The organism is Pseudoalteromonas sp. T1lg122, from assembly GCF_002964825.1.
GTDB lineage: Bacteria > Pseudomonadota > Gammaproteobacteria > Enterobacterales > Alteromonadaceae > Pseudoalteromonas > Pseudoalteromonas gelatinilytica.
Genome location: NZ_PQCG01000001.1, coordinates 126,151 through 151,633, shown reverse-complemented (window position 1 = coordinate 151,633; position 25,483 = coordinate 126,151). Strand labels below are relative to the sequence as shown.

The window sequence follows — 25,483 nt, the reverse complement described above, 5'->3', positions numbered from 1 at the left end:
ATGCGCAAAAAATAAGGAGCGACAATGCAAGTTAATTACTTAAAAAGACAAGCTGAATTTAAAGCCTTGCTAGAACAACAAGGTTACAGCGCCATGTTAGTACTTGGTCATGAAAATATTCGTTACTTAAGTGGTTTTAGCGGTAATGCTGCTTATGCATTAATTACTCAAAATGCGTGTGTGTTGATCACTGATTACCGATACCACCAACGTGCAATTGCTGAAACAACAGGGTTTGAAGTTGTTTGTCGAGACAGAGACAACGAAACTCTTGGCCATTGTATCAATAGACACCTTAACCCAAACAGCCATGTCGCATTTGATGCAAGTTATGTCACGGTAGCCATTTGGCAAGGTGTGGCAGATGAGCTAAGCGGCCACACATTAACTGCGGTAAACGGTTTAATTGAAAAACTAAGACGCGTTAAAGATAGCTGGGAAGTTGCACAAATTAAAGCTGCTGCGGCCATCGCTGATGAAGCATTAGCACAAACGCTGCCTTATTTTAAACCGGGTGTAACTGAGCGAGACCTAGCCTTAGAGCTTGAATTTAGAATGCAAAAGCTTGGTTCAGAAGGAATGTCGTTTGCCACCATCATGCTGTTTGCAGAGCGCTCAGCCTTGCCGCACGGTAACCCGTCAGATCAGGTTTTAAAGCAAGGTGACTTTGTAACCCTTGATTTTGGTGCAGTTGTAAATGGCTATCGCTCTGATATGACTCGTAGTTACATTATTGGCGAAGCATCAGAAAAACAAACCCGTATTTATAATACTGTTCTTGATGCGCAAAATGCGGCACTTGAAATGGTTCAACCGGGCGTTAATTGCTTAGATTTAAATGCCATGTCAAACAAGGTGATTGCTGATGCAGGTTTTGGCGAATACGCGGGTAAAGGCCTTGGGCATGGTTTAGGGCTATTTTTGCATGAAGTACCATTTATCAACACACTGACAGACTACAGCCTTGAAGTTGGTAATGTGATCACCATTGAGCCCGGCATTTATATACCAGGCTATGGTGGTGTGCGCCTAGAAGATGACATAGTTGTCACCGAATCTGGTTTTGAGGTGTTAACCCATGCGCCTAAGCCATTTATAATCTAGTGCTTAAATCAAAAGTTACTTTTTAGCATACGCTAAGCGGGCCAAACGTTCAGTTACATGGTAACTATCTAGCCCGCTCACTGCGACTGTACCAATGGCTTCAATATCGACAAAGCCATCTTCTTGCAAACACGCCTCATCTAAATAGATATCGGTTATTTCACCTATGATCAGCTCAGTGCCATTGATGGCAAGGTGGTGGTGTTCTTTCAGCTCAAGCGCATATTTAAGCTTACTTTCTTTTACAAAAGGCGCTGTAAAGTCATTTAGGTATTCAGTAGTAAGCCCCGTTGCATCAAATTCAGACTCGTCCTTGTCGTAGCGTGCCGATGTTTGATGCGCTTTGCTGTAAATGTCTTTGTTCACATGGTTAATCGTATATTGCTTAATCGCTAGTAAGTTCTCTAGGGTGTGGCGAGGCACTGAATGAGGCCTAATGATCATGCCGACCAAAGGGGGATGTGCGCCAAGATGAAATACTGAACTCACAATGGCTAAATTAGTTTGACCGTTACTATCTTGTGTGCCGACTAGGTTAGCACTTTTAAATCCCGACAAACTATTAATTAAATGGGCGCGGTAGCGGCTTTCTAAATCTGCAATGGCTTGCTTTGTTAAATGCATAATTGTCCTGTTACCAGTCTATGGGTTTTCCTTGCCAGTCAAAATAGGATGGGCTGGGTGATTGTTGTAAATAGTCAGCATCACTTATCAATGAATACAGCTGCTCGGCAACAAACTCTGGGGTAAATAATTTCCCTTCGGGCACATTAGCCTGAAACGGCTTTGATAATGGCGTATCTGTGGTACCTGGGTGAAATAACACACAGTGGCATTTTTTATAGCGTCTGCTAAGTTCAATCGCAGCAGATTTAAATAACATATTTAATGCCGCCTTTGACGCTCGGTAGCTATACCAACCACCTAACTTGTTATCGCTAATACTACCAACACGTGCACTCAACGCACAGATAACCGTAGCTACTTGCGGCTTTAAAAGCGTTGAGAATAAAGCCACACAGCGAATTGGCAGTAGGGCGTTTGTCTGCATGCTGTTTATAAAGTGCTGCTCAGATATTTGTTCAAGTTTACGTTCAGGTACGTGCTCTGGATCATGCAGTAGGCCATTAAATATCATCAGTTGTGTTAAATCATAGTGGCCACTGGCTAGTTCTTTAGCAATGCCACTTAAGCTTTTATCTGAGTAATCAGTTTTAAAATGCTGGTGGCTGATCTCATTGTTTGCTGTTTCATCAATAGTCGCCTTAAATTCACCGCGACTGATAGTGACAATATGACCACAATGGATATGATTTTTTAGCGCAGTGAAATAAGCTTTCGCTATTTCACTGCTTGCACCACACACTATATAAAGCTGCATTTTTGACCTACTAGTAAAAATAATTAAAATTTTTTTTCGTTGAAATTCTCATCAGTGAATAAAGTAAAAATTACGCTGTTGTTCTTTTCTCACAATTAATACACATAAAAAAGACGGATAAAAATTTGACCAAACTCACAGTAGCGATGCCTTAATTTATGCGGTTTTTGTCTTTTAAATTGGTAAGTCCATTTTACCAATTGTATTAAGCGTCAAACGATAAACCGGACTAGAGTGCGTATTTATTACACTTTTATGTTGAGAGATTGGTTATTCTTTTTTACGAGTTTGTTAGAAAATTCGATCTATTAAATTAACGCCGACAATGATATTAATAAAAAGGATCAGTATTTAGCTGCGTTCGTGCTAGGTTAAATACTGTGCAGTAAGTACTTTCAACTTAGTAAAAGAAAGGAGTATGAGAATGAGTGAACAATACGCTGCACTTCGCGGTAATGTTAGTATGCTTGGACAAATGCTGGGTCAAACCATTAAAGATGCACAAGGACAAGCCATTTTAGATAAGGTAGAAGAAATTCGTGCTTTATCTAAATCGTCACGTAGTGGTAACGAAGCCGACAGAAAAGCGCTTATCGATGTACTACACGCTCTCACAGATGAAGAACTATTACCGGTTGCACGCTCATTTAATCATTTTTTGAATCTTGCTAATGTTGCAGAACAATTTCATACCGTTTCACGCTTTAATGATGTTGGTTTTTGCCAACTAAACCCTCTCACTCAAACATTAAAAGCGTTAGCAACAGCAACAAAGCATGGTCAGGTTGATCCTAATCACTTGGCACAAACACTCTCAAAACTCCACATAAACCTTGTACTCACCGCACACCCAACAGAGGTGACGCGTCGTACTATGATTAACAAACACGTTGAATTGAGTGATTGTCTTGCATCACTCGAGCGTAAAGACAATTTACCTAGTGAGCGTGCTGACTTATTAAACCGTATTGCTCAGCTAATAAGCCAAGCGTGGCATACCGACGATATTCGTCGTTCACGCCCAACGCCAATCGACGAAGCTAAATGGGGCTTTGCGGTTATAGAAAATAGCTTATGGCATGCAGTACCTCGCTTCTTACGTGAATTTAGCGACGATGTAAAAGCTGAGCTTGATTTAGAATTACCGATTGATTACAGCCCAATTGAGTTTACTTCGTGGATGGGCGGTGACCGTGATGGTAACCCGTTCGTTACCGCTGAAGTGACTCAACAAGTGCTCGATCACGGTCGTTGGATGGCGCTTGATTTGTATTCGCGTGATATTGAAACGCTAAGCAATGAGTTATCAATGTCGGATGCAAGTGATGAGCTTATTGAACTTGCAGGTCAAGACTTTGAACCTTATCGTGCCGTACTTAAAAATCTAAAGAATCAAATTGCTGAAACAGTGACCCATTTAGGTGCAAAAATTAAGAAAAAGCGCACCGATTCTGAAGATTTAATCAAAGATATTGCACAAATCAAGCACCCAATCGAAGTGTGTTATCGCTCGCTTATTAAGACCAACATGAAAGTGGTTGCCGATGGCTTGCTGCTTGATGTGCTGCGTCGTATAAATAGCTTTGGTCTGCGTCTTGCTAAACTCGATGTACGTCAGGATTCGTCGCGTCATGGTGATGTTTTCTCTGAACTAACACGTTATTTAGGGTTAGGTGATTACCATCAATGGCAAGAAGAAGACAAACAAGCGTTCTTACTTGCTGAGCTAAATTCGCGCCGTCCGCTTATTCCAAAACATTGGCAACCAAGCCCAGAAGTACAAGAAGTGCTTGATACATTCGATGTAATTGCAGCGCAAGATGCACAAACTTTTGGTTTGTATATTATTTCGATGGCTCGCACTGCATCTGATGTGCTGGCAGTGCAGTTACTGCTTAAAGAAAGTGGTTGTAAGTTTAACTTACCGGTTGCACCATTATTTGAAACATTAGACGACTTAAATAATGGTAAAGATGTTATCGAATGTTTACTTGATAACACCTGGTACCGTGGTCATATTCAAAACCAACAAAATGTCATGATCGGTTACTCAGACTCTGCAAAAGATGCAGGTATGATGGCTGCTGGTTGGGCACAATATGAAGCAATGGATAAACTTGTTCAATTAGCTGAAAAGCGTGGTATTGAACTTATTTTATTCCACGGCCGTGGTGGTACGGTTGGTCGCGGTGGCGCGCCAGCTGCGCAAGCACTACGTTCACAACCACCAGGTTCATTAAAAGGTGGTCTGCGTGTAACAGAGCAAGGTGAGATGATCCGCTTTAAGTTTGGTTTACCAGCTGTTGCTCTACAAAGCTTAAATATTTACGCTGGTGCTGTACTCGAAAGTAACCTGCTACCACCGCCAGAGCCGAAGAGCGAATGGCGTGATGTTATGGAACTGATCAGTGCTGATTCGTGTGAGCATTACCGCCAAGTTGTGCGCCATGATGAAAATTTTGTTCCTTACTTTAGAATGGCAACGCCAGAGCAAGAGCTTTCTAAATTGCCACTAGGCTCTCGCCCTGCGAAGCGTAATCCGAACGGTGGCGTAGAGAGCCTACGTGCTATTCCATGGATTTTTGCATGGAGCCAAAACCGTTTAATGCTACCTGCTTGGTTAGGTGCGTTAACCGGTCTTAAAGCTGCGCTAGATAAGTATGGCATCGAGACACTTCACGAAATGAGCCTAAAATGGCCATTCTTCCGTGCTCGTTTAGAGATGCTAGAAATGGTATTCAGTAAAGCCGATAGTTGGTTAAGTGCGCATTACGATGATGCATTGGTAACAGAGCAATATAAGCCACTTGGTGTAAAACTACGTCAAGAGCTCAGCGAAGCGATTGAGCTTGTTCAATCACTAAGCCCACAGAAGAGCTTACTTGCTGATCAACCTTGGATCAAAGAGTCAATTGCGCTTCGAAACCCGTACACAGATCCACTTAACTTATTACAAGTTGAGTTGCTGCGTCGTTCACGTGAAGCAGACGAAAGCTCAGCAGGTGATATTGATAATGCATTAATGATCACTATGACAGGTATTGCTGCGGGTATGCGTAATACCGGCTAATAGCTAGTGTCATCGATTAACCTTGCATCGATTGGCAAGCTAATCACAAAACGAGCGCCGTGTTTACATGACTCGGCGCTTATTTTCCCTCTAAGATTATATTTAACCGCATTAAATACCACGTTTAAGCCCAGCCCTAGATGGTTACCACCCAGATTTGTTGTATAAAATGGCGTAAATATTTCATGCAAGATCTCATCATTGATACCCACACCGTTATCTTGATAGGTAATTTCAACCACATGCGTAAAGGCTTTTATAGTTACTTCGACCACCCCCTGATCTGAATGAATAAAGCCATGCTCACAGGAGTTAATCACTAAAGTTTTTAATACATCACTCAAGATAGTTGGGTAGGAGGTAATGGCCACTTCATCGCCATGAATTTTAAACTCGATTTGTTTCCCTAAGTGCTTACTATAGGGGGCTAAGCGGTGTTTTAAATAGCTAGGCAATTGAATTTTACTCATTGGTTTATCGAGATGTATTGATACATTCAACGCTTTAAACTCTTCAACAATCCCGGCTAAGCGGTTAATACTGCTTATCACCAATTCTTTTGCACTATTGGTATCGGTAATGAATTTATGAAAATGTTTACTGGATAGTTCACGCGCTTTAAACTTTTCTTCTAAACCTTCCATATAATCATCAATTAATGAACTGGCAGTGACGATAGTGCCGATAGGTGTATTTAACTGGTGCGCCATACCGGATACAAGTGCGGTGAGAGACGCTATTTTCTCAATTTCGATGACGTGATTTTGCGTATCGCTTAGTTGTTCTAAGGTTTTTGCAAGGGTTTGTTTTTGCTTATCGATACTATTAATAGCGATGAAAGAGCCAGATAAAATTACGACTAAACATATGCTTACAACTATGGTGAGGTCTTTAAATGCATCTGCTTTAGTTGCTTTAATTTGCTCAGCACGGGTTAATTCTGAGATTCGAACTTCTTTACTCGCCACATCAGCTTCAGCTAGTGCTTTGGCTAAATTAACTTTTGCTTGCCTCGTTAAAATAGCTTCATTGATCAAAGAGTATTGTTTATAAGCACTTAGTGCTTCAGCATAGCTTTGTTTTTGCTCATAAAGCTCAGCTGTTAATTTTGCGATGGATAATTGGGTTTCAAAGTGAGCGTGGTTGAGCGTGTATGATTCGACAGAGGCGAGTATATCGAGCGCTTTATCAGTGTTGCCTTGCGCTTCGTAAGTTTGCGCTAAGCAAAGAATAATATTGAGCTGTTCACTCTCAAGTTGTTTCGTTTCAATAAGCTTAAACGCATCATTAAGCACACTCTCAGACTCGGCTAATAAGCCCTGAAAACGTAATACTTTTCCTTTTAAGATTAAGCTTGCCGCTAGATGCGTTGTGTAATCAAACTGAGTTTGTAAACGCATAGCTTGATTGATAATGTTAAGTGCTTCTGGGTATTGTTTTAGGCCAATCAAAGCAAGGGCTAAGTTATTACTTGCAAACGATTCATTGAGTGTTTGCTTATTGTTATGTGCATAGTCACGATACTTTTCAAATGCAATTGCAGCCTCAGCATATCGCTTTAGGTTGAGTTTAATCAGTGCAATATTGTTTTCGGTTTGGTAGATCAAACGTTCATCACGAGATTGTGCAAACGGCATCGCATCGCGGTAATAGGCTAAGGCCTCTTCATACAGGCCAAGGCGCGCATAAATGCCCCCAGAAATATTGAAATAGCCATACATCAAGTCTTTTTCATTGGATTGTGAAACCATATTCATATACTTAACAATGGTTTCCATGGCGGATTCTAATTGCTCTGTTTCAAGTAAAAACCACGCTTTGTAATTAGTAACAATAATCTTTTGTTCTAATGTAAGGTCGGTGGTCTCAATCAGTGCATTGACAAACTTTAGCCCGTCAAGAGGTGAGTCTGCATAGCTGAGTCTGATAGAGTTTCTGAGCTCCTCAAATTCATCTGTCGGCATTGCATTACATTCTGTTGTATTTATAAAAATCAACAGCATAAAGCTAAATAGTAAAACCAAACGCGTTTTCATGACACACCAATCCATTTCATAAATGAGTGCAAAAAACACTCACCCATTTTGCTGCCTAAATAACGCTAAATATTATAAATTTTAACTAAATAGAGGTTTATCTGAAAAAGCTTAATCTAGGAAAGGAAAACTCATACTTGTGTATAAAGTAAACGAAAGATGAATTCAGCTAACAAGTAATTAAACTAAAACTAATCCTAAAATCTGAAATTAATGACTGGTCATACCTATTTTTTTGCTAGGTATTGACTAGGGGGGCGATATCAATAAAATAGCCCAGCTTTTTGATTCAGCTACTGTTAAGCCAAAAATCAATACCCACGCTTTTTTAGAGTAACTTATGCCAAACGTGTCTACTTGCATTACATATGATGCATCGACGTCACTCGTTATGATGACGTTAAGAGGGACTGCAAGTGCACAGGATGTGATTAATTTTTATCAAATTGCCCACCAATATTCTGTATTATATGGGTCAGAAAAAATTCTTGTTGATGTGTCTGAATTGACTCATGATTTTGCACCGGCTGATTTGTTTACCATCATGCCTGTGATCGCTAATTCATTAAAACAAGCGGTTTTAGCTATTGTAGTTAGCTTTGATGGTTTTATGCACGACTTATTTGTGCAAAAAGCAAAGCGCTATAACCTGCAAGCAGAAAACTTTGAATGTTTTAACAAGGCAAAAAACTGGCTAGTTCGTCAATAAATCGTCGAACTAGCATGGCTCATAATTTTGTGTATATCTGAGCTTACAAATACGGTGATTTATCAGCTTTTGCTGTGCTAATTATCGAGACGATTAAGCGCAAAACCTAGTAATTCACCACGTAACCTTTTAAACTGTTTAGCCAATTAATAATTATAATTTGTTATGACAGCAACTAGGATTGATGCAAGCGAAAACGCTCTAAAATCAGAGACGTTTAGCTTCAATGAACAACAAAAAAACACGCTATTTGCCCAGCTTAAAAAGCAACGTGGCATCTTATCTCAAACAGATATTTCTTCTCTTTGTCAGCAGTTTCAAGTGAGTCAACTTGAGTTACTAAAAGCCTGCGTACCCGTCGCAAGTTTATTTTCTGTCGCACCAATTTCAAAGTTTTATGTGGGCGCGATTGCAGTAGGGTTAAACAAGCAAGGCGAAACAAATTTCTATTTTGGTGCGAATGTTGAGTTTTCTCATCAAGCATTAAGTTTAGTCGTTCATGCTGAGCAATCAGCGATTAATAATGCGTGGCTTAATGGTGCGCAAGCAGTGCAAAGGATCGCAATCAGTGATGCACCCTGTGGTTACTGCCGCCAATTTATGAATGAATTGAGCACCGCAGATTCATTGGAAATTTTATTACCAGAGCGTGATTTTAATTTGCACGAGTTACTCCCTTATTCATTTGGCCCAAAAGATTTAGGTAATGAAGCGTGTTTATTCTCACATAAGCAAAGTGATAAACAATTTACTGATCTTACGATTGATGACCCTAAACTTGTTGCATTGGCACTCAATGCATACGTGCCATACACAGGTAATTTTAGTGCGGTGAAATTAACGACTTTTGATGAAGGTGACTTTTACGGCAGCTATGCCGAAAATGCAGCGTATAGTCCAAGCCTATCTCCACTACAAAGTGCATTGAGTCAGTTTTACCTTGCGGGCTTAACTTTTGATGATAAGTGTGTAAAAGCGATTACCTTACTCGAAACGCAAGGCGCAGAAAATCAGTATGAGGTGGCTAAAAGTGTGCTGGCAAGCTTTGCAAACCCACCAGCATTTGAGCACTATATTGCGAAACTAAGTAACGTTTAATTAAGTAATAGTTTTGCAGCTTCGATGACGACGGCGACTGATTTTTTCTCAATCTCGCCGTGGTCAACATTAGGGATTTCTTGTTTAGTACGATTTACTAATACACCTGCAACACACGCTGCACGCAAACCGAGTGCCGCGCACATAGTAAACAGAGTCGCTGATTCCATTTCATAGTTCATCACACCTAACTTTTGCCATTCTTCGCAGCTACCTTGGAAAGCTCGTGGTACATAACCTGAATAGGTATCGTAACGCTCTTGACCTGGGTAGAAGGTGTCACTTGATGCAGTAATACCAATATGGAAGTTAATGCCTAATTTATCACACGCATTGACCATCGCTTGAGTGGCAAAGAAATCAGACACTGCAGGGAAGCTCAGAGGAGCGAAGTGCTGGCTTGCACCATCTAAACGTACAGAGGCTTGGCTAATTAAAATGTCGCCTTCGTTAATGTGTGGCTGAATTGCACCGGTCGTGCCAATACGCAAAAAGGTATCAATACCTAGCTGTGCAAGCTCTTCAACAGCGATAGAGGTTGATGGACCACCAATACCAGTTGAACAAACAACAACGCTGTGGCCATTAAGTTCACCACGGTATACATGAAATTCACGGGTCTTCGCTAAGCATTCTGGGTTATCGAGAAGAGTTGAAATGCGTGCTGAGCGGTCAGGATCGCCTGGGACAATCGCAAGGGTTGCGCCGTTTAAGTCCTGACGAGTAAGCCCTAAGTGAAATACCTTTTCCATTATTAAACCTTATTTTTGTCTAAAGCGTAATACTTTAATCATATGTGTTCAAAGTACAGGACAGATGTCCTATTAGATTACGAATGTTGCAAGAATTGCACAGATAACCTAAACCTAAAGATGTCACGATAAAAGAGGATATATTATGCCTGCTTCATCTTCTATGAGTAAACATCATGAGTTTGCACGTTGTTTAGAAAGCTCACACATTTCAATGAGTGCGCCTTTTCATTGGTTAGCACTTGCATTTAAAGATATCGCGAATGCGCCCATACTTAGTTTAGTCTACGGATTAATTTTTACGCTGATACCTGCAACGATAATGTATTTTGTTTATCAGTTTGATACACACTTAGTTATTTTGCCTGCGGTGGTTGGTTTTGCGCTCATTGGCCCTGCCTTTGCTGCCGGCCTATACGATGTTGCCTGGGAACTTGAGAAAGGCCATAAACCAACATTAATGCACAGTTTGAAATCAATGTTTAGGAATCCTGCAGGTGAGTGGGGCTTTGCCGTGTTATTAATGGTGATTATGATCGTCTGGATGCGCTTAGCAGCGCTTATTCATGCGTTATATCCAAATGTTGTTAATCCCAGTTTTGAGCAGCTATCGGCGTTTTTAACACTCGGTAGTATTGTAGGGGGTATCTTACTGGTGGCTGTATTTGCTATCTCTGCTTTCACACCGCAAATTATGATGGAGCGCCGTGTTGATATTATGACTGCGGTAATATCGTCTATTAATGCCGTTAAAACAAATGCGGGTGCCATGATAGTTTGGGCTGGCTTGATTTTGTGTTTGGTGTTTGTCGGCTTTATTACAGGCACTGCCGGATTTATCGTAATCATGCCGTTACTTAGTTATGCCAGTTGGCATGCCTATATTGCGGTGATCAAAACTAAGAAGCCAAGAGGCTACGAATAATGAGTATTCACTCTGTCTGAATATAAATCTAATGCGGCAACCGAGTGGGTTGCCGTAAAATTTGACTTTCTTTTCGCGCATGTTATACCTGCCAAAATACAGCGCTCTTATTTAACTAGAGCAGTTTAAATTCTTCTGCATTAAAATTATAACTCTTTAATATCAGTATGTTATATGTTTTGTTTGTTAGGTGTTTATTGAGACACAACGAACTAAACACAATACAATCCTGATTGCGTAAGTTTTTTGCTTACGCATGAATATGCAGACAATGATCAGCGGAGTAGAGATGAGTAACACACAAAAAGCATTCCACGAAAAACTAAGTCAGTGTCTTTGTCCTCCAGGAGATGGCGTATTTACTGTAAATACAGCAAAAGAGCGTAAAGATGCATTACGTACTAAATTATATGGTCAAACAGATAATGTTGATGTGCTGTGGAAAGAGTCTCTCAAAACACTGGCTGACTCTGAGCACAAAGCGGTGATTTTAGGTATTAGCTCTGACTGTGGTGGTGGTATTTTACGTGGTGCTAACTGGGGCCCACTATTTTTACGCTCTACTTTAATTGATCAGCAGCCACAAGCGCGTGCCTTTGATTTAGGCGATGTACGTGTGATCCCACATTTACTGCATGATAAATACCTTAACGATGCGACCATCACAAACTGTCAAAAAGCACTCTATGCTGATGAAAACAGCGAATACCATGTATCGCCTTTGTCTATCACTGAAGATGTATGTGATGGCTTTTATGCAAATTACCCAGAAAAGGGCATTTTCGGCATTGGTGGTGACCATTCAATAAGCTACCCGCTGACTAAAGCCTACTTAAAAGCAAAGCGTGATGCGGGCAAACGCACAGCCATCATTCATTTTGATGCTCATACCGATTTATTAGTAGAGCGTTTAGGTATCGATTTATGCTTTGGTTCGTGGTGTACACATATTCTTGAATACTTACCAGCACCACGTAACTTGATTCAATTTGGTATCCGCTCAAGTGGCAAACCAAAGCAACATTGGGAAGATACCTTTGGTGTTAAGCAACATTGGGCACACGAAATTATCGAGCGTGGTGCTAAAGCGGTTGCCGAAGAAGTCATTGCACAGCTTAAAGCTGATAACGTTGATGAGCTTTATGTGAGCTTTGACATTGATGCACTTGATGAAAGCTTTGCTTCAGCGACAGGCACACCAGAAGCAGGAGGTTTAACACCAGAGCATGCCTTAGACATTTTAGTTGCATTGGCTGACGAGTTCCCAATTACAGGTGCTGATATGATGGAAATTGCGCCATTTACGGACAGTTCATTAATTGGTCAAACAAGTTCTGAAACAACGCTAAGAGAAGGTGCTAAAATCTCAGCGTTTTTAATTAATGCAATGAATAAGTAATTGACTGTAGAGCGGAAACAGCCCGTTTTCGCTCATTCCTTTTCACTAAATAATATTTCAATATCCACAACTTCGAGCTATATTATTATAAAAAATAATTATAATTTATTTGGTATCGCTCACTATGCGCACAATTTTAGCCCTGTCATTGCTGCTTTTTCTGCATCCATGTTTTGCAGCAATTACTGTAGTGACCGAAAACTTCCCTAATTTTCAATACCTAGATGAAAACGGTGTATTAACCGGCACTGTGGTTGATAAAGTAAAATCAGGTTTAGCTAAAAGTGGCGTGGAATATGAGATTTCAGTAAACACTTGGTCAATTTCGTACAACGCAGCATTAAGAGACAGCAGTACTTGTATCTTTTCTATGGCAAGGCTTCCTGCGCGCGAGGATAAATTCTCTTGGGTAGCGCAAATTGGTGGTTTTTCGGCGTCATTCTATTCATTTAAATCTGATCAAGTAAAAATAGCTAACTTAGATGAAGCTAAAAAATACCGAATTGCAGTTTTAAAAAATAACTATTCACACATCTATTTAAAAGACAATGGCTTTGATGAGCGTAATCAGCTGATCTTACTTGATAGCTTTGACAACATTTACGATGTACTTAAAAGCAGACGCTCAAGCATTGATTTAGTCATCCTCAGTGATGAACAGTTTAAACATGAACGTGATGGCGATAAAACGCTTGAAGATTTAAAACCTATATTAAAACTGCCCGTTGGGACACCACAGTTATACTTTGCGTGTAATAAAAACATTAATCCCGCTATCCTTGAAAAGTTAATCAAAGGCTTTGCTGATAACGATTAAAAATAGCACTTGTTGAATGTTATAAAGCGGCTATAATCAGCTGCTTTTTGTCCATTCTCGCCAAACTCTAGCCAGCCTAAACGAGCAAAAAGTTGTTTGCATTCAACACTCTGAATGCGGTTAATTTTTAGGAGCTACAATGAGTGACTTACTCATTATTATGATTTTAATTTTGATTAGTGCGTTGTTTGCTATGAGTGAAATAGCCATAGCGGCATCACGTAAGATCAAATTACGAGTGATGGTGGACGAGGGCAATAAAAAAGCCCAAGCGGTGCTGACATTGCAAGAACAGCCTGGGGCTTTTTTTGCCATGATTCAAATTGCCCTCAACGCAATTGCCATTTTGGGTGGTATTGTCGGTGAGCAGGCATTATCGCCTTATATTGAACAGATCCTAGGGATGATTTATCAAGGCCCGTTACTGAGTCAAATCAGTTTTCTAATTTCGTTTTTTAGTATTACTTCGTTATTTATCTTATTTGCTGATTTATTGCCAAAACGGTTAGCGATGATAATGCCAGAAGCTGTTGCAGTTAACGTGGTGTCTATTATGCGTTGGGTGACCTTTGCGTTAACTCCTTTTGTGGTCTTTTTTAATGGCATTACCAATTTGGTACTTAGAGCATTTAAAGTACCCGCAGAGCGAGAAGACATTGTTACGACAGAAGATATTGTCGCGATGATGGATGCAGGGGCAGAATACGGCAGCTTACAGCAACAAGAATATGAATTAATTGGTAATGTGTTCGACTTAGAAGCGCGTTTCTTATCAAGTGTGATGACGCCTCGTGATCAAATTGTGTTTTTTGACGTAAAAGCCGATGCACAAGAAGTGGCGACTAAGATTATTGAGCACCCTCATAACCACTTTTTAGTGTGTGATGGTAGCTTAGATAAACTGATTGGCTCTGTTGAATCAAAAGATATCCTTCGCAAGGTGCTAAAAGGGCAAACCGCTGAAATAGATAACGAATTGATCAGCCGTGACATCTTTTATTTGCCAGAAACATTAAGCCTTTCTGAAGCGTTAAACACCTTTAAAAAAGCGGCAGAGCCGTTTGCCGTAGTGGTTAATGAATATGCGCTTATGGTGGGTATTGTTACTGTTAAAGATTTAATGAAAGGATTTATGGGTGATTTAATTACCCATCAGGGTGAAGAATTAATCATTAAACGTGACAATTCATCGTGGTTAGTTGACGGTTTAACCCCAGTTGTTGAGCTTGCCAAGGTACTCGAAATTGAAGAGTTCCCAGATCAATCTCATTATGAAACAGTCGCCGGGTTTTTAATTTACACCATGAAACGCCTGCCAAAACGTGCTGAGTTTATTAATTACGGTGGCTATAAGTTTGAAGTGGTCGATGTTGAAGGAGTGAAAGTCGAGCAACTACTCGTTACTCGTATTTCTGAATCTGTTTAGGTTAGTGTTTAAGGCCGCATATTGCGGCCTTATTCAAATGCCCCTTTAACAATTGCTTTGCCTTTACTCACCATATGAACACCCTTTGACCAGCATTCTGTTGGCGCAAGCGTTGTTTTATCAAGTAACACAAGATCGGCGTCTGCATTTTGCTTAATTACACCTTTATTAATACCCAGTACCTGAGCAGGGTTTGATGTAATCGCCATTAAAGCGTGTTCAATCGAAACGTTAAATTTTTGCACCGCTTCTACAAATGAGCCATGCAATGTAGACTCTTTTCCGACTTCAAGGCCAAGCAGATTAAAGCTTTTGTCAAAAATAGGAAGGCTTGCATGGCCATCAGAGCTCATGGTTAGTTTTGTTGGGTCGACTTTATTCTCAAGGCAATAGGCTAGTGCATGTGCGGCAGAGTATTCACCATGGGCAAGATCATACTCAGTTGTACTTGTTGTAAAATCGATAGTGCCACCGGCTTTGCAAAATTGTATGCCTGCATTTAGCAAATCAATATTACGATTCATGTGTGTTGGATAAAATTGTGCCAGCGAAATATCGGTAAGCTTATCAACTTCGTGTAGTAACGATAAATGCGTTTCAACAGGGCCAACATGGATGCTGACAGTGCCTTTTTTACCACTTAACATGCCAGCCACTTTTGCCTCTGCAGCCAGCTCTGCCAGCTGTTGTACTGTGGGTTGACTACTGCGATGATCAGATATGGCCACTTCTCCCACACCAATAAACTCATCTATATACATTAAGTCGCTGGTGATTGAATCTGTGAGTGTTTTAGCAGGTAAATGATAGGAACCTGTATGGCAATAAACATTGAGTCCATGCTCTTTCAATGCCTTTGCTTTAGCAATAAGATTACTATGAGTTCGGCTACTTGAGTCAGTGCCAAGAGCTGCAATAACAGTAGTTGTACCATGCAGTGTTGCATCAGTAAGGTTCATTTCTGGTGTTCTACTTGCAAAGCCAGCTTCGCCGCCTCCGCCAGTTATATGAACGAGTGAATCCACAAACCCCGGGGCCAAAATACAATGAGTGCCATCGACCGTGGTAATCCCCTGATAGGTATCGATAGTTATTTCAGGCTGTATATCAACTATTTTTGTGCCAGCAATAAGAACATCTTGAATGCCTAAAGGTGAGGGGGCGAAAACGTCTGCGCCTTTTATAAGTGTTAACATAATTAAATCTTTTACTGATAGTTAATAAAGTGTGCGAGAAAAATAAAACCACTGGCAAGGCCAAACAAAGCCAAAGTGAAGCGCCAAATAAAACGTGCCCATTCACTCCAATCTAATTTAACAATACCTAAACAGCCAATGAGACTAGCAGAAGTAGGAATAAAAATATTCGTTAAACCATCACCCAACTGAAATGCCAACACCACAATTTGACGTGAGATATTTAACAAATCACCGAGCGGCGACATTAGCGGCATTGTTATGGCTGCTTGACCAGAACCTGACGAAACAAAGAAATTAAAAATACTTTGAAATAATAGCATGCCCCATGCAGCGATATAATCGGGCACAACCGAAATACTGCTTGCGCTATAGTATAGCAAGGTATTAAGGGTCGAAGGCGACGTTAAATCGCTACCGCCAAGTATTAAAATAACGCCTTTTGCCAAAGCAACCAAAAGCGCTGCAGGTAAGAGCTCTTGGGCACCTTCTTTAAATGCGTTTGCGCTTTCATTGGCAGTTTGTTTTTTGAATAGGCTAGCGATTACAGCGCAAGCAATACCAAGGCAAAAGAATTGCGCTGCTAATTCAGGAATATAATACTGCCGAGCCATCACGCCCCAAATAACCCAAATAATGCCAGCAATAAAAGTAAGTAAGATTAGTTTATCTGCGTTATCTAAATTTATTGCACTGTCTTTGTGTTGGTTAGATTGATGTTTAGTTGCTCTGATAGAGTTGGCATAGCGAATAGTAAATACAAGGCCAAATGAAGTAAAAACAAGCCAAGCAACCATTCTGAAGCCAGCGCCAGAAAAGACAGGTATCTCTGCAATGGATTGGGCAATAGCGATGCTAAAGGGGTTCATCCACGACGTTGCAAAACCGATTTGTGTGGCAACATAGGTTGTTAACACGGTAACTTTTGCATCATAGCCAAGCTGTTTCATAATCGGGAATAACACAATACAAAAGGCGATGGCTTCTTCACCCATGCCGAAAACTGCACCACCTAAAGAGAAAAGCACGAACAAGAGAGGAATGAATACCCACTCTATATGTTGTGTTTTATTAATGAGTGCCATTATGCCGTTATTTATCGCACCGGTTTTTAAGATAATCCCAAACGCACCGCCAGTGATTAAAATAAACGCCATTACACCAATCGCTGCGCCGTACTTATCACCTGAGACTAACCCTTCAAATAACACATTAGCTAGGCCAATTTCACCACCTTCTGCAAAAAATGCTGGCGGGGTATGATCTGAGGCTGTTTGATATTGTGATAATTCAACGCTATGGCTATCTTTTTCGGCATTAAACACACCGGGGGTTATAAATAGGCTGGCAAAATAGGCGATAACTGCGACGCACAACAAAATGATGCTCGCATCTGGCATCGCAAACTGTTTGTTTTTCATAAAGTCACTTAAATGTCATTCGACGTTTATAAGATAAGCAAGGTATTGTAGCCCTTGCTAAGAAAGATTAATACTGAGAGTCGTCAGTTTAAGATAACGTAAGCTCAAAAGTGTGGGCGACTATTAAGCCGCCCATACCTTGCTAAAAGCGATAGCTCAAACTTAACGTATAGCGACTGCCATAAGCATTATGGTTTATAGAATCAAAACCTCGACTTGAACCATACAGTTTAGGGGGTTCTTTATCGAAGATATTATCGATACGAGCACGGATTGATAATGCATCATTTATAAAATATCCGGCAGATAAATCCCATACTAGCCAGTCATCAACATCGCGTTTTAATTCATCATTAAGCTCGCCAAGTTCTTCTAACTCATCTATTTCACGGCCACGCAGCCCTTCAATATCATCCTCATAGCTACTGGTATAATTGGCGCCTAGGTTTAAATAATAACTCTCGGCATCCCAATCGATAGAGAATCTGCCTACATTTTCAGGGTAGCGATAAGTGCCGATTAGCTTTTCGATTGCATCTGAACCGGGTTTGTTTCGCTCAAACTCTAAATAGTGTGTACCATCGAAAGCGAGTGTTAAGTTGCCTGTTGCAAAAAGAAAACGATGATCGAATTTAAAGTCGATACCCGCTAAGGTTTGTGTGCCGGTATTTTCCAGTGGAATAACATGGTCTCTAAATAGTGGCAGGAATAGCTCATCTTCGCGCGGGTTAAACTCACTAATATAGTTTGTTAGGATCTCTGAAAGATTTGCGCCATCACTTTCGATATTAAGGCCAGCATTATCGGTTACTTCACACAGCTGCTGCTCGTACGAAATACCTTGTTGTCCTTGTGGTACTAAGCCACAGTGACGAAGAGAAGCATCCGTAATTGCTCTATCTAGTACGGCAGTCATATTGGTATCGATGACTTGCTCATGATCAAAATGCCAATAATCGACAGTGAGGTTGGTATTTACAGATGGGCTCCACACAAAGCCAATGCTGAGCGCTTCAGATTCCTCGGCTTTGAGTGCTTGGTTCCCAAGTTCTAGGCTGTTAACACTGACTTCTGTACCATCACCCATACAGTATAAGTCTGCAACTGCCTGATTTGCGCCGCAATCAAAGCTTGATTGTGTGGTACGTAATTTTACGCCAGCTTGAGTTAATGAAGGTGCTCTAAACGACGTTGACCAAGAGCTCCTAATAATTAGAGAATCTGAAGGGCGGTAGCTTAAACCCACTTTAGGGTTAAACGTTCCACCAAAGTCATCGTAATGATCGTAACGACCAGCAACTTGCAGTTCTAGCTGCTCAGTAACTGGCATATTCAACTCTACAAATGCAGCGTATTGCGTACGGTCTGCTTCTGATAAGCTCGAGCCAAAACCAAAAACATCAACTAAATAACCATTTTCAGCACGCGCTTGAGAGTCTAAAGACGGAATATCTTTTAACTCTTCTCGGCGAGCCTCAATACCAAATGCAGCATAAATGGGTAACTCATTAAATGTAAATAAGTCGCCATTAAAGTTTAAATCCCATCCGTAAACTGTACTTTCACCACTTCTACTAGGGTTTGCTTTTGCAAGCTCAAGCACCGTATCATTATTAGCATCACCCTGTAAAAAAGGGTTGTAGAATGGCATTAACTGACCTTGCGCACAATTGAGCTGTGTTCCATCGTATGTAGCCGTTGAACCGTCAGAGCATAATTCACCAGTGATTGCAGCATGAAATTGGTAGCGGTTGTAAATACCATCAATCGCTTCTTGCTCTGACTTAGAACGAGAAAATGTTACACCTGACTCCCAACTCCAATCACCAATGTAACCAGCTAGGCTACTGACTAAGCGAAAGTTTTTAGTTTCAACTTTAACAGTACGCGGTGAATTAAAACGTGCATCAAATGCAAAGCCATAAACATCTCGACCTGCTTGAGTGGTAAATGGATCAATATAAAGCTGGTCCATAAGGTCGTTACTGCCATCAGCGTTATCATAAATGAATAGCGCATCTTCTATGATAAACGGACCATCATCATCGTTTATTTGATTGATTGGTGCAGGTGATGAATAGGCTTTTGATTTAGTTTGGCTATAGAAGAAATCGGTATGCCAATCTAAATCACCTAAGGTGCTGTTAAACATAAAGCCAGTTGAAAGGCTTTCAAATGGGGTTTCTAGGTAATCATCTTGGTTAGCATAATAAGCACAAATTTGCTCACCATACTCAGTCGTGACTAGCTCTGTTTTACAGTTTGGCGCTGGTAATTCATTGCCATCTCGGCTGCTGTAATAATAAATGTTTGGTGAGTTCTCAAGTTTCGGTAAATATGAGTAACCATTCACTAGATTAGGTGTTGCGGTATAACTTCTGTCGGTCGCTTTAAAGGCATTGCGGTCGTAAATATCAGCAAATACCGTTAAGTTACTTTCACCGATATTGGTTCCGTAGACTAAGTTAAGTTGCTTCTTACCTTCGTCATGACTGTCAAAACTATTGGTGTAAGAAGTGTTTACTTCAGCTCCTTGATAGTCATCTTTGAGAATATAGTTAATAACACCAGCGACAGCATCAGCACCATAAATTGCTGATGCGCCAGTGGCTAAAATATCAATGCGCTCGATTGCAGCAAGTGGAATTGAGTTCACATCGACAAAGTTTTCAGTGCCTGCTGCGAACGAGCTTGGTGCAACTCGGCGGCCATTAATCAGCGTTAATGTTGCAGAAGGACCCATACCTCTAAGGCTCGCAGCGGATTGACCCGCTGGCGTTGAGGTTGATGTACCACCACTTTCAGATGTTGAAAAGGTACCGGATCCGCCTTTAAAAACGGATAAATCTTTTAATAATTCATGAATAGTGTTCGCTCCTGAGCGCTTGATTGCATCTTGGTCAAGCACTGTAAGCGGGATGGTTCCTTCTAAATCAACCCCTTTAATTCGTGATCCTGTTACTTCTACTCGTTCAATTTTTTCTGATTGTTGGTCGTTTTGAGCATACACAGCTTGTACTGGGCTCAGCACAGCACTGATTGCTACAGCAATTGATAACTGACGAAACATATTGATTTACCTTTGTCTTAAAAAACACACGGCAAAACCGTGACGTTTTGAATAATTGTTATAATTTTTTAGACAGGGCAGTGGGTTATAGACACAACTAGCCCCTCACAGGAAGTGAGGTGTGGCTACTCGTCAAACCACTCCGAAAGGTAGTGTGGAGAGTAGAAATATGTGCAAAGCGATAATGCGTTTTCAACATAATTCCAATCCGTAAGGTCTTTTGACAAAGCTAGCGATACAGTGCTAGCTTACTCGCGTTTTTAAATGTTCCTTTTTTTTATAGCAAGCAACAAAAAGCTGCGCAAGCAATTTTCTAATATTTTTTTACAAGAGTGTAACAATATGAACATCCTTAAGGAGCAAAAGACTAAATATCAAACTTCAGCTTTTTCTTTGGTATTTGGTTTGTTTTTCGCATCATTTGGCAGCAAAGTCTATGCAAATGAACAACAGCAAACGCTGGTCTTAGTCGGCGGTGCTTTGACCACCTGCTCAAGTATGATCCCTAGAAACTGTCTTTCGAGTAAACAGATTAGTGGTAAACAGAATAATCAATATCGATTGAATAATGATGCTTTATCTACAATAAAGACAAATTGGCCAACCAAGAATAAAAAAAATCGTCAGCAAACGCTTAAGGTATTAGCACAGATTGCACGTGAAAAGTCAGGTTTGATCACTAAAAGTGATATTTTATGGGCATGGCGTGATTTAGATAACAAGTTACTAAACGAACTCACTGATTCAGAATACAACTTTGTCGTAGACTCACTTGAAGTCGCTGTATTAAATATAGATTCTACCCGCCAAAAAGAGCAGGTTAGTACTAGTGATAATAACGAACGTGCAGCCAATGATATTTTAGACTTTGTTGTTGCTTCATTAAAAACAACCACCGAATCACCAACAATTTTAGCGGTTACGGCTTCAAGCAGAGACCCATATGAATCAGCTGACTTTTATGAAGGGTTATTAAACTTTAATGGTGTTGAATCAAGCTGGTTACCTCTTACTCCTGCCTTAGCAAAAGCGATAACCAGTAAGCAATGTGAGAGTTTGGATTCTTTACGTAGTGACTCCATGGGCGTTTTTAATCGTGAGACAATTTACCCTGATCGAACTAAGGCCGAAAAAGCGCTTTGTGATAAAGGGGTAGATCATTTAGTTGAGCTAATTGAAAATGCCACGGGGATTATGTTTAACGGGGGCGATCAAAGTTTAACCAGAAAAGTTCTTTTTGATGAAGAGGGTAAGCAATACCCTTGGACTCATGCAATTTTACAAAGGCCATTACTTGTAGGCACTAGCGCAGGCACTGCGGTGCAAAGTGGTGGTAAAAATGCCTATGGTTCAGTACCAATGATCACAAACGGCACAAGTTTAGCTGCAATGAGAGAAGGTGCGTTTGCGGTATCACCGCCAAGTGAACGCTGTGATAATGAATGTGGTGATAAGCTTTCAGCAGATTCACTCACTTATGAAAAACAAGGTGGACTAGGCAGTTTTACGTACGGTGTTCTTGATACACACTTTAGCGAGCGTAACAGAACAATGCGTTTGGCTAGATTACTGGCAGATACAAAGCAAAAGAATGGTTTTGGCATTGATGAAACCACAGCCCTTGTATCAATTCGAGCAGGTAAAACCTCATTAATGACGGTGATTGGTAAAAGCGGTGTCGTGCATGTTCAATCAGACACTAAAAATAGCGGAGCAATTAGTTATTGGCCTGCAGGTGCAGTTATTGATGTAACAAAGGATGGCTTTAATCTCGCTAAACGAACTGTTGATAATGCACTCCCTAATATTAAAATTCCGCCACTGCCGATGCAGCGTTTTGGCACTATTTTTTCAGATGCTAAATTACGTTCGCTTGTACAAGCTATGTGTTTAACCCAAGAGCAACAGGCAGTAGCCCAGCATGATGAGTTTTTATTGGATTTAAATGCCACTGACAATACTCATTATTACCGTGTAAATACGAGTAGTACAGGCTGTGCAGTAGAAAACCTAGCTTTTAAAGTTAAGACCTTTTAGCAGTTAAGGTACTGAAAAAGTAGTGGATTATTTGTTCATTATTAGTTAGCGTAAAACTAATAATGAACAAACCATGGAATGGAGTTATGAAATATAACGTACTACTTTTATTTATTTTTGGCTGTTTATTTGCCTATTTATCTATACCAGTCATAGGTTATGGTGCAGCTATAGCGATACCTACAGTAGTACTTTCCCCGCTTTATGGATTGTCACCTAACTTTGCTTTATCAATGGTTGATATCGTTACTTTAGGTCTTCCTTTATTAGCGTTACTTTTGGTGTTTTTATTAATAAGTAAGTCGCTGTATCTCAAAGACAAAGCGTATTCATATTTTATATTGCTGACACCATTTTTAGCGCTGCATTTATATTTTGCTGTTAACACCTTTTCTGCAAATATTAATAACACCACTTTACTGACTAGTCTGCCTAAGTATGTATTACTAGTGCTATTTGTTGCGCTTTTTTCTACGCATAAAAAACCAGTTTTAGTTGATGTAAGTCATACGCGAAAGTTCAACATATAAGCTAATCTCTAATTAATCAGTGAACGAAGTTGGTAACACAATGAAAAAATTACTGCTATTAACAAGTGGGGGTGATTGCCCTGGGCTTAATGGGGTGATCAGAGCGGTGGTTAAAGCAGCCGAGCATGATGGTAATTGGCAGGTGTATGGTAGCCGAAGAGCTTACTGTGGTGTGCTTGAAAAGCCAAACGATATTATACACTTAACCAGTGAAGTGGTGGCTGGTATTCATGTTCGTGGTGGAACAATTCTGGAAACTGTTAATAAAGGGAATCCTACCGCATTTCCTGCTGAAATAGCTGGCGAACAAGTGTTTATTGACCGCTCTGATGAGCTGATCAGTACGATAAAGCAACTTGGTTTTGATGCGGTAATAAATATAGGTGGTGATGGTTCGCACAGAGTGTCTCAGCATTTATTTGAGCATGGCTTAAATATCGTAGGCGTACCAAAAACCATTGATAATGATTTATATGGCACTGATTACACAATTGGTTTTCAGACTGCCGTCGATACAGCTACCGAAGCCATTGATCGGTTAATACCAACAGCGCAAAGTCATAATCGGGTGATTGTGACAGAAGTAATGGGGCGCGATGCCGGTTGGATTTGTTTGCACTCTGCTATTGCTGCCGGTGCTGAGGTCGCACTTATTCCAGAAATTCCTTACGATATTGAAGCGATTAAAACCAAATTAACGTCACGTTTTGATAAAGGTCATGGATTTGCCAATATCGTCATTTCAGAAGGAGCTAAACCTATTGCTGGTGGTGTTGTTAGTAAACAATCAAATGAACGTGGCTACGAAAACCCTGTACTAGGTGGCATTGCTGAGCAACTTGCTTCGCAGATACGTGTTGCGCTTGATCTTGATGTAAGAGTCACTGTGTTAGGGCATATTCAGCGGGGTGGTACACCGAATGCGTTCGATAGGGTACTTGCAGCAGAGTTTGGTGTTCAGGCATTCGAGCTAGTAAAGAAAGGTCAGTTTGGTTTTATCCCTGTCAGTAAAGACGGTGAAATTAAACCAATCAGTTTAAAAGAAGCTACTTCAGAATATCGCGTCATTCCTTTAGATCATTCTTTAATAACAAGTGCCCGCGCTATGGGCATGTGTTTAGGCGAATAATCTGCGAATTGATATACTTTCAATTCGCATAACTAATAGTTTTAAAACAACTTTCTCAGTAATCTTCGCAATAATTCAATTAGCAATTTATGTATTGCACAAAATTCATGCGTTAAAGCAAGCTTTTTATTTAATGTAAAGTTCTTTAAAGATGGTTGATCTGTGCCTTTTTTAGTTTAGAATGATCGTTCACTCTAAACTAAGGAACTACACATGCAGCGCTCTCGCATTCCATTTTTTGCACTGTCAGCTTTGGCTGGTGCTGTTTTATTATCAGGCTGCGGCCAATCTGAATCGGCTCAAGGGCAAACGCAGGCAGCACAAGCTGTACCTGTTGGCGTTATTGAGATGCAAAGCAAACCTCTTACGTTAACTAAAGAATTGCCAGGCCGTGTGGCTGCTTCACGTATCGCGCAAATTCGCCCACAGGTTAACGGTATTATTCAATCACGTATGTTCGTTGAAGGTGCTGAAGTAGAAAAGGGCCAAGCCTTATATCAAATCGATCCATCTACTTTTGAAGCTGAAGTAGCGACTAGCAAAGCGGCTATCACAAAAGCACAAGCAAGTATTGCTAATGCAAAAGCAAAAGCTGAACGCTATAAAGAACTATTGAGTATCAAAGCAGTAAGCCAACAAGATTACGACGAAGCAGATGCAGCATACAAAGGTGCAAAAGCTGACTTACTGACAGCTCAAGCGCAGCTTAAAACCGCTGAAATCAATTTAAACTACAGCAAAGTGTTAGCGCCAATTAGTGGTCAAATTGGTAAATCAGATGTCACTGCCGGTGCCCTTGTGAGTGCTAATCAAGCAACAGCATTAGCAACCATTACTCAATTAGACCCAATCTATGTTGATTTAACCCAGTCAAGCAGTGAATTAACACGTTTGAAAAAAGCCATTGCTGCGGGTGATCTTGATAAAGATGCCGCTTTACATTCAAAAGTTGAATTAAAGATGGAAGACGGCAGTACTTATCAACATAAAGGTACATTGCAATTCTCTGAAGTGACTGTTGATCCAAGCACAGGCTCAGTAACCTTACGTGCTGAATTTCCTAACCCTGAAAAATTACTGCTGCCTGGTATGTATGTTCGTGCAGTGATTGTTGAAGGTGTGAAAAGTGATGCGATTTTAGCACCGCAACGTGGCGTAAGCAGAAACACAAAAGGTGAGCCTACTGCCATGGTAGTAAGCAAAGACAATACCGTAGAAGCACGTGTGCTTAAAACTGATCGTACTGTTGGTTCAAACTGGTTAGTGACAGACGGCCTAAACAATGGCGATAAGTTAATTGTTGAAGGTTTACAGAAAATCCGCCCAGGTGCACCAGTCAATGCAATGCCTGCAGAATCAGCAGCTAACAGCCAGTAACGGAGA

At 40.5% G+C, this 25,483-nt stretch carries 19 protein-coding genes; 12 read left to right on the top strand and 7 right to left on the bottom strand.

Annotated features, from left to right (window positions below; translation table 11 throughout):
• The first annotated feature begins 24 nt into the window (after window positions 1-24).
• Entirely contained in the window at window positions 25-1,104 is a 1,080-nt protein-coding gene (locus C2M33_RS00680; RefSeq protein WP_105173400.1) for a M24 family metallopeptidase, read from the top strand.
• A gap of 15 nt (window positions 1,105-1,119) precedes the next feature.
• On the opposite strand, the gene C2M33_RS00675 is transcribed toward C2M33_RS00680, so the two are convergent.
• Window positions 1,120-1,728: a flavin reductase family protein gene (locus tag C2M33_RS00675; protein ID WP_105173399.1), complete on the bottom strand. Its 609-nt coding sequence runs from the start codon at window positions 1,726-1,728 to the stop codon at window positions 1,120-1,122.
• A gap of 10 nt (window positions 1,729-1,738) precedes the next feature.
• A complete protein-coding gene (locus tag C2M33_RS00670) occupies window positions 1,739-2,485 on the bottom strand; it encodes an SDR family NAD(P)-dependent oxidoreductase (RefSeq protein WP_105173398.1) in 747 nt (248 codons plus the stop codon).
• 424 nt (window positions 2,486-2,909) lie between these two features.
• On the opposite strand from C2M33_RS00670, the gene ppc reads away from it, so the two are divergent.
• Window positions 2,910-5,555: a phosphoenolpyruvate carboxylase gene (gene ppc / locus C2M33_RS00665; RefSeq protein WP_063703615.1), complete on the top strand. Its 2,646-nt coding sequence runs from the start codon at window positions 2,910-2,912 to the stop codon at window positions 5,553-5,555.
• On the opposite strand, the gene C2M33_RS00660 is transcribed toward ppc, so the two are convergent.
• A complete protein-coding gene (locus tag C2M33_RS00660) occupies window positions 5,552-7,591 on the bottom strand; it encodes an ATP-binding protein (protein WP_158685543.1) in 2,040 nt (679 codons plus the stop codon). The genes ppc and C2M33_RS00660 overlap by 4 nt on opposite strands.
• Before the next feature lie 340 nt (window positions 7,592-7,931).
• Between C2M33_RS00660 and C2M33_RS00655 the strand changes: the two genes are divergently transcribed.
• Both C2M33_RS00655 and cdd read left to right on the top strand, forming a co-directional pair.
• The gene (locus tag C2M33_RS00655; RefSeq protein ID WP_063703620.1) at window positions 7,932-8,300 is read left to right on the top strand and encodes a hypothetical protein; all 369 of its coding nucleotides are present in this window, start codon (window positions 7,932-7,934) and stop codon (window positions 8,298-8,300) included.
• A 165-nt stretch (window positions 8,301-8,465) separates the two neighbouring features.
• Window positions 8,466-9,398 (top strand): cytidine deaminase, encoded by a 933-nt coding sequence (cdd, locus tag C2M33_RS00650; RefSeq protein ID WP_063703622.1) that lies wholly within the window; start codon window positions 8,466-8,468, stop codon window positions 9,396-9,398.
• On the opposite strand, the gene udp is transcribed toward cdd, so the two are convergent.
• Window positions 9,395-10,150 (bottom strand): uridine phosphorylase, encoded by a 756-nt coding sequence (gene udp, locus C2M33_RS00645; protein ID WP_105173396.1) that lies wholly within the window; start codon window positions 10,148-10,150, stop codon window positions 9,395-9,397. The two genes, cdd and udp, sit on opposite strands and share 4 nt — an antisense overlap.
• Window positions 10,151-10,295: 145 nt before the next feature.
• Here udp and C2M33_RS00640 point away from each other — a divergent pair, with 145 nt between their 5' ends.
• The 4 genes from C2M33_RS00640 to C2M33_RS00625 all read left to right on the top strand — a co-directional run bounded on the left by C2M33_RS00640 (window position 10,296) and on the right by C2M33_RS00625 (window position 14,717).
• Window positions 10,296-11,075, top strand: a complete 780-nt coding sequence (locus tag C2M33_RS00640) for a DUF2189 domain-containing protein (RefSeq protein WP_063703626.1) — start codon at window positions 10,296-10,298, stop codon at window positions 11,073-11,075.
• 289 nt (window positions 11,076-11,364) lie between these two features.
• Window positions 11,365-12,474, top strand: coding sequence for an arginase family protein (locus tag C2M33_RS00635; RefSeq protein ID WP_063703628.1), 1,110 nt, complete (start codon window positions 11,365-11,367; stop codon window positions 12,472-12,474).
• 124 nt (window positions 12,475-12,598) lie between these two features.
• The gene (locus tag C2M33_RS00630) at window positions 12,599-13,291 is read left to right on the top strand and encodes a substrate-binding periplasmic protein (protein ID WP_063703630.1); all 693 of its coding nucleotides are present in this window, start codon (window positions 12,599-12,601) and stop codon (window positions 13,289-13,291) included.
• Window positions 13,292-13,430: 139 nt separating this feature from the next.
• Window positions 13,431-14,717 carry a hemolysin family protein gene (locus tag C2M33_RS00625; RefSeq protein WP_063703632.1) on the top strand — a complete coding sequence of 429 codons (1,287 nt, stop codon included), beginning with the start codon at window positions 13,431-13,433 and terminating at the stop codon, window positions 14,715-14,717.
• A gap of 29 nt (window positions 14,718-14,746) precedes the next feature.
• Here the strand turns inward: C2M33_RS00625 and iadA are convergent, their stop codons facing one another.
• From iadA to C2M33_RS00610, 3 genes are all read right to left on the bottom strand, one after another.
• Window positions 14,747-15,913 (bottom strand): beta-aspartyl-peptidase, encoded by a 1,167-nt coding sequence (gene iadA, locus C2M33_RS00620; protein WP_105173395.1) that lies wholly within the window; start codon window positions 15,911-15,913, stop codon window positions 14,747-14,749.
• A gap of 11 nt (window positions 15,914-15,924) precedes the next feature.
• Window positions 15,925-17,334: a putative basic amino acid antiporter YfcC gene (gene yfcC, locus C2M33_RS00615; RefSeq protein WP_105173394.1), complete on the bottom strand. Its 1,410-nt coding sequence runs from the start codon at window positions 17,332-17,334 to the stop codon at window positions 15,925-15,927.
• A 142-nt stretch (window positions 17,335-17,476) separates the two neighbouring features.
• Window positions 17,477-20,404, bottom strand: coding sequence for a TonB-dependent receptor domain-containing protein (locus C2M33_RS00610; protein ID WP_105173393.1), 2,928 nt, complete (start codon window positions 20,402-20,404; stop codon window positions 17,477-17,479).
• 342 nt (window positions 20,405-20,746) lie between these two features.
• Here C2M33_RS00610 and C2M33_RS00605 point away from each other — a divergent pair, with 342 nt between their 5' ends.
• From C2M33_RS00605 to C2M33_RS00590, 4 genes are all read left to right on the top strand, one after another.
• Window positions 20,747-22,441, top strand: coding sequence for a cyanophycinase (locus C2M33_RS00605; protein ID WP_105173784.1), 1,695 nt, complete (start codon window positions 20,747-20,749; stop codon window positions 22,439-22,441).
• Window positions 22,442-22,527: 86 nt separating this feature from the next.
• Window positions 22,528-22,971 (top strand): hypothetical protein, encoded by a 444-nt coding sequence (locus tag C2M33_RS00600; protein ID WP_105173392.1) that lies wholly within the window; start codon window positions 22,528-22,530, stop codon window positions 22,969-22,971.
• Window positions 22,972-23,011: 40 nt separating this feature from the next.
• Entirely contained in the window at window positions 23,012-24,100 is a 1,089-nt protein-coding gene (locus C2M33_RS00595; protein ID WP_105173391.1) for a 6-phosphofructokinase, read from the top strand.
• A 213-nt stretch (window positions 24,101-24,313) separates the two neighbouring features.
• Complete coding sequence (locus tag C2M33_RS00590) at window positions 24,314-25,477, top strand: efflux RND transporter periplasmic adaptor subunit (RefSeq protein ID WP_105173390.1); 1,164 nt, start codon at window positions 24,314-24,316, stop codon at window positions 25,475-25,477.
• Window positions 25,478-25,483: the final 6 nt, after the last annotated feature.